Here is a 531-nt window from a genome sequence, read left to right on the forward strand (position 1 = left end):
GAAATTTAAAGATTATTTTGGGGAGCCGGCTAAACTTGATCGTCTAATCTTCTCAATTACTCCCGATGCTTCAGTTCGTTTTGCAAAGTTACAAAAGGGTGAGTGCCATGTTATGCCATACCCTAATCTTGCCGATCTTGAGAAGATGCGCGCAAGCTCCGATATTGATGTGAAAGAGTTAACAGGACTCAATATTGGCTATCTTGCTTTCAATATGGATAAACCGCCTTTAGATAAGTTAGAGGTACGTAAAGCCTTAAGTCTAGCGGTTAATAAGGCTGATATTATCGATGCAATTTTCCAGGGAAATGGAGAAGCGGCGAAAAACTTTATCCCTCCGACAATGTGGGGCTATAACGATGAGATTGTTGATTATGAATATGATCCTGCAGCAGCTAAAGCACTTTTAGCGGAGGCGGGATTACCGGATGGCTTTGAGGTAACGCTCTGGGCAATGCCGGTACAGCGTCCTTATAACCCTAATGCCCGTAGAATGGCAGTGATGATTCAATCTGACTGGGCGAAGATCGG

Annotated in this window: 1 protein-coding gene; it reads left to right on the forward strand. The window is 43.7% G+C overall.

From position 1 onward, the window contains the following. Positions 1-531 (forward strand): ABC transporter substrate-binding protein (locus tag FK530_RS27725; protein ID WP_231706811.1); only part of this gene is annotated, 531 nt, incomplete at both ends.

This window comes from Tsukamurella conjunctivitidis (genome assembly GCF_007858475.1).
Taxonomy (GTDB): domain Bacteria; phylum Actinomycetota; class Actinomycetes; order Mycobacteriales; family Mycobacteriaceae; genus Tsukamurella; species Tsukamurella conjunctivitidis.